The sequence below is a fragment of the Planctomycetia bacterium genome (assembly GCA_016795155.1).
Classification (GTDB): Bacteria; Planctomycetota; Planctomycetia; order Gemmatales; family HRBIN36; genus JAEUIE01.
This window is the reverse complement of the sequence record JAEUIE010000003.1, coordinates 240,149-246,545: the sequence shown is the minus strand read 5'-3', so window position 1 is coordinate 246,545 and position 6,397 is coordinate 240,149. Positions and strand designations below refer to the sequence as shown.

Sequence of the window (6,397 nt, the reverse complement as noted above, 5' to 3'; positions counted from 1 at the left end):
CTGGGCAACAACCAAACACAACTACTCGCTGCCATCGCCAACTATCAACTTCTGCTGCGACATAACCACCGCTGCGGAAACAACAACGGGCAAATACAATGGATCCTCGATGCACTCTGAATTACCGGACGGCCTCTGCGTGTACTCACGTTAACCGTGCCAGTTCACGACTATCTTAGTTTTGCTGCCAGACTTCATTATCGCATCTGTGCAGCCTTGACCGTGTTATGCAGCAGCATGGCAATGGTCATAGGCCCCACGCCGCCGGGAACTGGTGTGATGGCAGATGCGATTTCACTCACCTCTTCGTAAGCTACATCACCGACAAGTTTTCCGTTGGGAAGACGATTGATTCCTACATCAATCACCACCGCACCCGGTTTAACCATATTCCTTGTGACGTACCCTGCCTTGCCAATTGCAGCTACGACAACGTCTGCTTCTTTGCAGATCTCTGCAACATTCCTCGACTGACTGTGACACACTGTCACCGTTGCATTGGCATCAGGATGCTTCTGCATGAGCAGTAACGCCAGCGGTTTACCGACCGTGCCACTTCGGCCGAGTATGACTACGTGCTGGCCTGTCAGGGATATTCTTTCCCGTATCAGAAGTTGCCAGATTCCCAAGGGTGTACATGAAACATGGCGAGGCCGGTTCATTGCCAGTAACCCGCAATTGACCGGGCCAAAGCCATCAACATCTTTGACAGGATCGACCGCACTTAAGATGGCGAATTCATCAATCTGCTTAGGCAAAGGCAACTGCACCAGAATGCCGTCAACCGCAGGGTCAGCATTCAGTTGATGGATCAAATCAAGCAATTGTGAAGTGGTTGTAGTGGCAGGCAGTGCATGCAGCCAACTGTTCAAGCCTGCTTCACCACAAGCCTTGCGTTTGCTGGTAACATAAACATGGCTGGCCGGATCATCACCAACTAGCACCGCTGCCAGCCCGGGCTGCCTTCCAGAGGAAGCAGCAAACTTGGCAGCTTCCTGTGCAACTTCAGTGCGAACTCTCTTAGCAATTTGCTTTCCGTCAATGATGCGAACTGACATATCTTACCCCAATTCCGTGGTTGATGATGACACTCTATTCTGCGCAATTCCTTCCACTTGTGTCGTTGCAAACTTATTTTGGCTCTGATGTTACGTCTTATGTGAAGGGTTAAAGTGTGGCCAGCGTGTGGTTCGATGTAGCTTAGGCGAACCTGAATCAGTTTCGCCTTTTCGTCACGAGGCAATGCGAATGGACCTGGCATATTGGGGCTTACGCGAAAACCCCTTCCGCATCGCCTTGACGACTGGCTCAGTCGCTTTGTTGCCCGGACAGGCAGTTGCCTTGCAGAATATCACGACATCACTTCTGGATGGTGAACGCGTTGCTTTGCTGACTGGTCAGCATGGCGTAGGCAAGACACTGCTCGCACATCAGCTTACTGCTCAGTATGAAAATCGAGGCTTACATACTGCCTGGGCTGCATGTGCACCCGTGATGGACAGTCAGGCGCTGTTCCAGATGTTGTTAGCCGACTGCGGCTTGCCTTTTGCCATCCGCAGCACTGTTGAACTGCGCATGAATCTGATGGAATATCTACTCCCCTGTATCGGAGAAGAAAAATCGACACTACTGATTGTCGATGAAGCACAGCACGTACCGGTTACCATGCTCGAAGAGCTTCGCCCACTGATTGAGACGACTACACCGCTCGGACATCCCGGCGTGCAGTTGCTCCTGGTGGGAACTGAACTACTGCTGGAGAAAGTGAGACAAGCCAGCGAGATGGGTTTGTTTCACTGGATTGGCTGCTGTTCCATGCTCAAGCCACTTGAACTTGAAGAAGCGGCAACTTTTCTTCAGGAACAATGGAAGCGGGCAGGAGGTAATCCTGCAACACAGTTTTCTGAAGAAGCCTGGAACATGATTGCCGAAATGGGACAGGGAGTTTTGCTGCATATGAACCGGTTAGCCCGGCATGCACTGCGTCTGGCGGAAAATGGAGAGCAAGCGCAAGTCGATGCTGAAGCAGTATGGGAAGCCGCCAGTTCTACCGGAGTGACCACGGCTCAACAAGAGCAGGAGGAGACCATGCTGGTTCCCATGCCTGCTCGCGGCACTTTGAAAGAAAGTGCATAACACAACACAACGCAGGCTGCTGGAAGCCAAAACAGGAACGCACATGGGCAAGCTCTACGACAGCATGAAACAACGTGGTACAACCATGCCTGCTGTACCGCTTGCCGGGACGTCGCCCAGGCTGCAGGTTCTGTCCACCGAGCATGAACTGTCACAAGTCGAAGACCACGTCGTCATGCCGTTTTATGAAGTGCCGAATGACGATGAACCGCGTCAGCCGGTTCATCTCCGAGCCACGACAGTTGCTCCGGTCATACAAGAACCAGTACCACCAGCCAGGAAAACCGTCTATGAAGCAAGATTGCTGTCTGAGCCACATCCGAAACTGAACTTTTCAATAGCTGAGCCTGCAGCGCCAGTTTCATTGCGGCACATTGCAGACGAAGTGGTGGTAGTGCATCAGCCGGAAGCTTTGCTTTCCCGTGAATACCGTTCACTGGCTGAACAACTGATCCAGGAACTCACCCAGATTCAAGGCCGATCATTGACACTGCTGCCTTTGCAGCAACAGTCGGTATCAGAACTCGTGGTCAACCTCGGTTGTGCGTGGGCAGATATCACGCGCCATCCGCTGGTACTGATCGATGCAGCACGCAGTACACCGGGCGATGATCTTGCCTGCTATTTCGGTCTGACACATGCGCCCGGCTGGGAAGAACTGATGACTGGTTCCTCACTGGGTGAAGCACTCCAGCAGACGGGGAAAAACTGGCTCGACCTGGTCGGCCCGGGCAAACGACTCGCCTGGTCCAACACGCAATCGTGGGCTAGCAGAACCCATTCTGTTTTGCATGAGTTGACCAAACACTATCGGCACATTCTGCTGCTGGGGCCGTCGTTTCCTCATTCGCCACTGGGTCTGGTACTTGCTGAAACAACGGATTCCACCTGCATCGTGCTCCCTGCAACAGGGCAGCCTCTGGCACAACAGGAAGCTGTCATCAAAACGTTGAACGAACTAGGCAAACCAGTTCTGGGTTCCATTCAACTCGATGCATAATCAGCAGATCTCTTCACAGCATATTCATGCAAGTTGTCTTCCGTGTTTTTTTGATGAACAACGTAACAAGCTCCAGTGAACGAATGCGGAAAGTTTCGTGCCGTATGCTCAACATGGCTTGACAAAGTCGATGTGGAACGGGACTCTATACATATCCCACATGGATGGTAACGATGAAGTACATCGTTCATTTCTGGGCCATGGCACGAAGTCATGAACACATTAGACAAATACCTGCTGAATCGACGTTCGCACGTATTGCCAGAGATCCATATTCGCCACCGCGATTATGTGCTGCGACTGGCAACCAGCGAGGCAGAACGGCGTGCTGCCTATCGACTTCGCTTTGAGGTTTTCAATCTGGAACTGAAGGAAGGGCTCGATTCAGCCTACTCCACCGGCGAAGACATTGATCCGTTTGATGCAGTGTGTGAACACCTGATTGTTGAGCATTTTCCCTCATCACGCATTGTGGGAACTTACCGCATGCAATCCGGCCGAACCGCCCTGCTCTGCAAAGGATATTACAGCGAACTGGAGTTTGATTTTACGCCTTACGAATCAATTAGGGATGAAGTCATCGAATTGGGTCGTGCGTGTGTGCATCAGGATTTTCGCAGTTACGATGTCATCAACCTGCTATGGCACGGCATTTCCCGGTTTGCCCAGGAAGTTGGTGCGCGATACCTGATCGGTTGCTCCTCACTTACCTCGCAAGACGCACTGGAAGGCTGGTCAACCTATGCCCGTCTCCAGCAACACCTTGCTCCAGAATGGCTGCAAACACTACCCACAGAAACCTATCGACTGCCATTGCTCACCGCGCCATTGCCGGAAGAACTTCCTGACCCACCCAAGCTGCTCCGCATGTATCTGATGATCGGGGCTTATATCTGTGGCGAACCTGCCATTGATCGTGATTTCAAGACGATTGATTTCCTGACGTTGCTTGACCTGGAACATCTGACCCCGAGTTTCCGCACACGTTACCTGGGACGACGAGATTAGCTACTGACGACTGATCTTTGCACGTTTTCATCGAAAGAGTACCATAGGCCGTTATGGTACGGACACCAACCCAGCACTGTTACTGGCTTCTGCGAACCCTGGCACTCAGCCTGGTCGTTGTCCATGCCGTGCTGACTTGGGAATTCTTCAGCGGTAATCTCGATCTGCTGCTGCAAGAAGTGCCATTGGTTGAAGGGCAACACTCCCGCCTCATCTACTATGGCAGTCAGGTGGCGAGGACCATTCATGAAGAAGGCCCTACTGCCAGCACGTATGATTATCACTATCAGGCTGGGCTGACCATTTCACCATGGAACACGAGTGAATGCAGGCTTGCTATCATTGCCCATCTGTTGAACCCCGAATTCCCGCTGGCAACGTATAAGGTTTTGCTGCTGGTCATGTGGATCAGCCTTCCCTGGTCACTCTGGATCATGTGCCGGGTGAGTAATCTGGGGAGCGGCGCCATCTCTGGCGCTTTGCTCTTATTTCTTGGCTGCGCCTGGAGCCCATGGGGCGTGCAACTATTACGGCAAGGCGAACTTGATGTCATCATAGGCACTGCAACCATGGGGCTGGCCCTGGCTCAAATGGTTCGCATGTATGCCCGCCCCCGCTGGTGGACACTTCCCGGTTTGTTTGGCACTACGGCCGTTGCCATCTATTTCTGGCCCGCGATCTTGCTGTTGCTGGCAATCTGTTTCATTCTCTTCCTTGGGCTGCTAGCTGGTAGGCTGCGCTGGCATCGTTTTGTGGGATTGATATTGGCATTCCTGGCGGCCCTTGTTGTGAACAGCTTATGGATCTGGGATTGCTGGCATACCTGGTGGATGCTGGCAGATCGTGAACTCATATTCAGCAACAGCCTGGAGGAATTTTTCAACATCAAGGCCAACCTGCAACTGATGCTCTGGCCCGGCTTGCTCCTGGTGATTGGCTTCCTTGGAACAAAAACACTCCAGCCCGGTATTGGCGGCCGATCTGCATTGGTATGGAGCTTTGGCATTGTTCTCACCACAGCTGCAGCACTACTGCCCCAGGAAATTCAATCGCTGCATCTTGATAAGGTACACGGCTGGTGGTGGTGTGCCGTCTGGCTGGCGACCATACCTGTTGGCAAACTGTTAGCCACAATGATGGATTATCTCAGCAAAATTCTGGGTGGTTACCAGCAAAGCCTGATCGTGATGACAGTACTTGCCGGTACGGCGGTTTTCCTGTTTCGCGAGGAGTTAATTCGTGGACTGGCACAATTTGACACTCTGGGGCATTTGAAACTTGAGCCGACTGCTGATCTTGCTCAAACGGTGGAACAGTTGAAGGTACACACCACCTCGGATGCACGCATCCTCTGGGAAGAGACACGAGAGAATGCGACATGGTCACCCCTGGTGGCGGGTTATGCTGAGCGTTCGCTAGTGGGTGGACTGGGGCGTGCCGAATCAGTCTTGATCGAGCCGCTACAGGTACGCATGGTGAACGGAATGTTTCTGGGCAAACCCATGGATCAATGGAGCATGTCCGATCTGGACGCTTTCGCCCGCGACTGGAACATAGGATGGGTTGCTACATTCAACAGTACCGCATTACAGCGATGGATGTCATTGCCAGGCTCTGTCGTAGTCTGTGACTTGCCACAGCGTGGTAAACTGATCCGCCTGGAGCGGACTAGCAGCTATATCCGTGAGGGCCAGGCTCGCATTTCCTTTCATGATCCTCGCAGAATCACTTTCACGCAGTTACAACCTGTCAATGGACAGGTCATAGTAAGCCTGCATCATCATACCCCCATGCGTGTGCTGAATTCCAAAGCCCGGGTGGAAACGTGGCCTCAGCCCTTCGATGGTGTTCCCATGCTGAGAATTCGTCTGACCGAACCGATGGAACGCTTGACGATTGAATGGTAAGCACTTAGCACTATGGAATATCGTTCACGTTCGCGAGATTTCCATGCTGTTCGCAGTTCTATACGAATACAAAAATGACCCTGCACTGATCAGTTCCGTACGACCAGAACATCGACAATATCTGCAGAAGCTGCTTGAGCAAGGATCGTTGATGGCATCCGGCCCATTGCTGGATGATTCTGGAGCGTTGATCATTTACCAGGCTGACAATGAGCCAGCAGTTCAGCAATTGATCAAGAATGATCCTTTTCATCAACACGGCATCTTCCGCCAGTGGCAGATCAAGCCGTGGAAGATTGTGTTTGGCAATCGCCAACTTCTTCCCGATGGCAATTCGTAGAAAGCA

General features: G+C 52.2%; 6 protein-coding genes. 5 read left to right on the top strand and 1 reads right to left on the bottom strand.

Going from position 1 to position 6,397, the window contains the following annotated elements:
* Window positions 1-197: 197 nt before the first annotated feature.
* Complete coding sequence (folD, locus tag JNJ77_01935; protein MBL8821319.1) at window positions 198-1,058, bottom strand: bifunctional methylenetetrahydrofolate dehydrogenase/methenyltetrahydrofolate cyclohydrolase FolD; 861 nt, start codon at window positions 1,056-1,058, stop codon at window positions 198-200.
* Between the two features lie 190 nt (window positions 1,059-1,248).
* Between folD and JNJ77_01930 the strand changes: the two genes are divergently transcribed.
* The 5 genes from JNJ77_01930 (at window position 1,249) to JNJ77_01910 (ending at window position 6,391) form a co-directional block, all read left to right on the top strand.
* Complete coding sequence (locus JNJ77_01930; protein ID MBL8821318.1) at window positions 1,249-2,136, top strand: AAA family ATPase; 888 nt, start codon at window positions 1,249-1,251, stop codon at window positions 2,134-2,136.
* Window positions 2,129-3,136, top strand: coding sequence for a hypothetical protein (locus tag JNJ77_01925; protein ID MBL8821317.1), 1,008 nt, complete (start codon window positions 2,129-2,131; stop codon window positions 3,134-3,136). The genes JNJ77_01930 and JNJ77_01925 overlap by 8 nt, the downstream gene beginning before the upstream one ends.
* 213 nt (window positions 3,137-3,349) lie before the next feature.
* Complete coding sequence (locus tag JNJ77_01920; GenBank protein ID MBL8821316.1) at window positions 3,350-4,144, top strand: GNAT family N-acetyltransferase; 795 nt, start codon at window positions 3,350-3,352, stop codon at window positions 4,142-4,144.
* 53 nt (window positions 4,145-4,197) lie between these two features.
* Entirely contained in the window at window positions 4,198-6,051 is a 1,854-nt protein-coding gene (locus tag JNJ77_01915) for a hypothetical protein (protein ID MBL8821315.1), read from the top strand.
* Window positions 6,052-6,094: 43 nt separating this feature from the next.
* Entirely contained in the window at window positions 6,095-6,391 is a 297-nt protein-coding gene (locus JNJ77_01910; protein MBL8821314.1) for a hypothetical protein, read from the top strand.
* Window positions 6,392-6,397 lie beyond the last annotated feature (6 nt).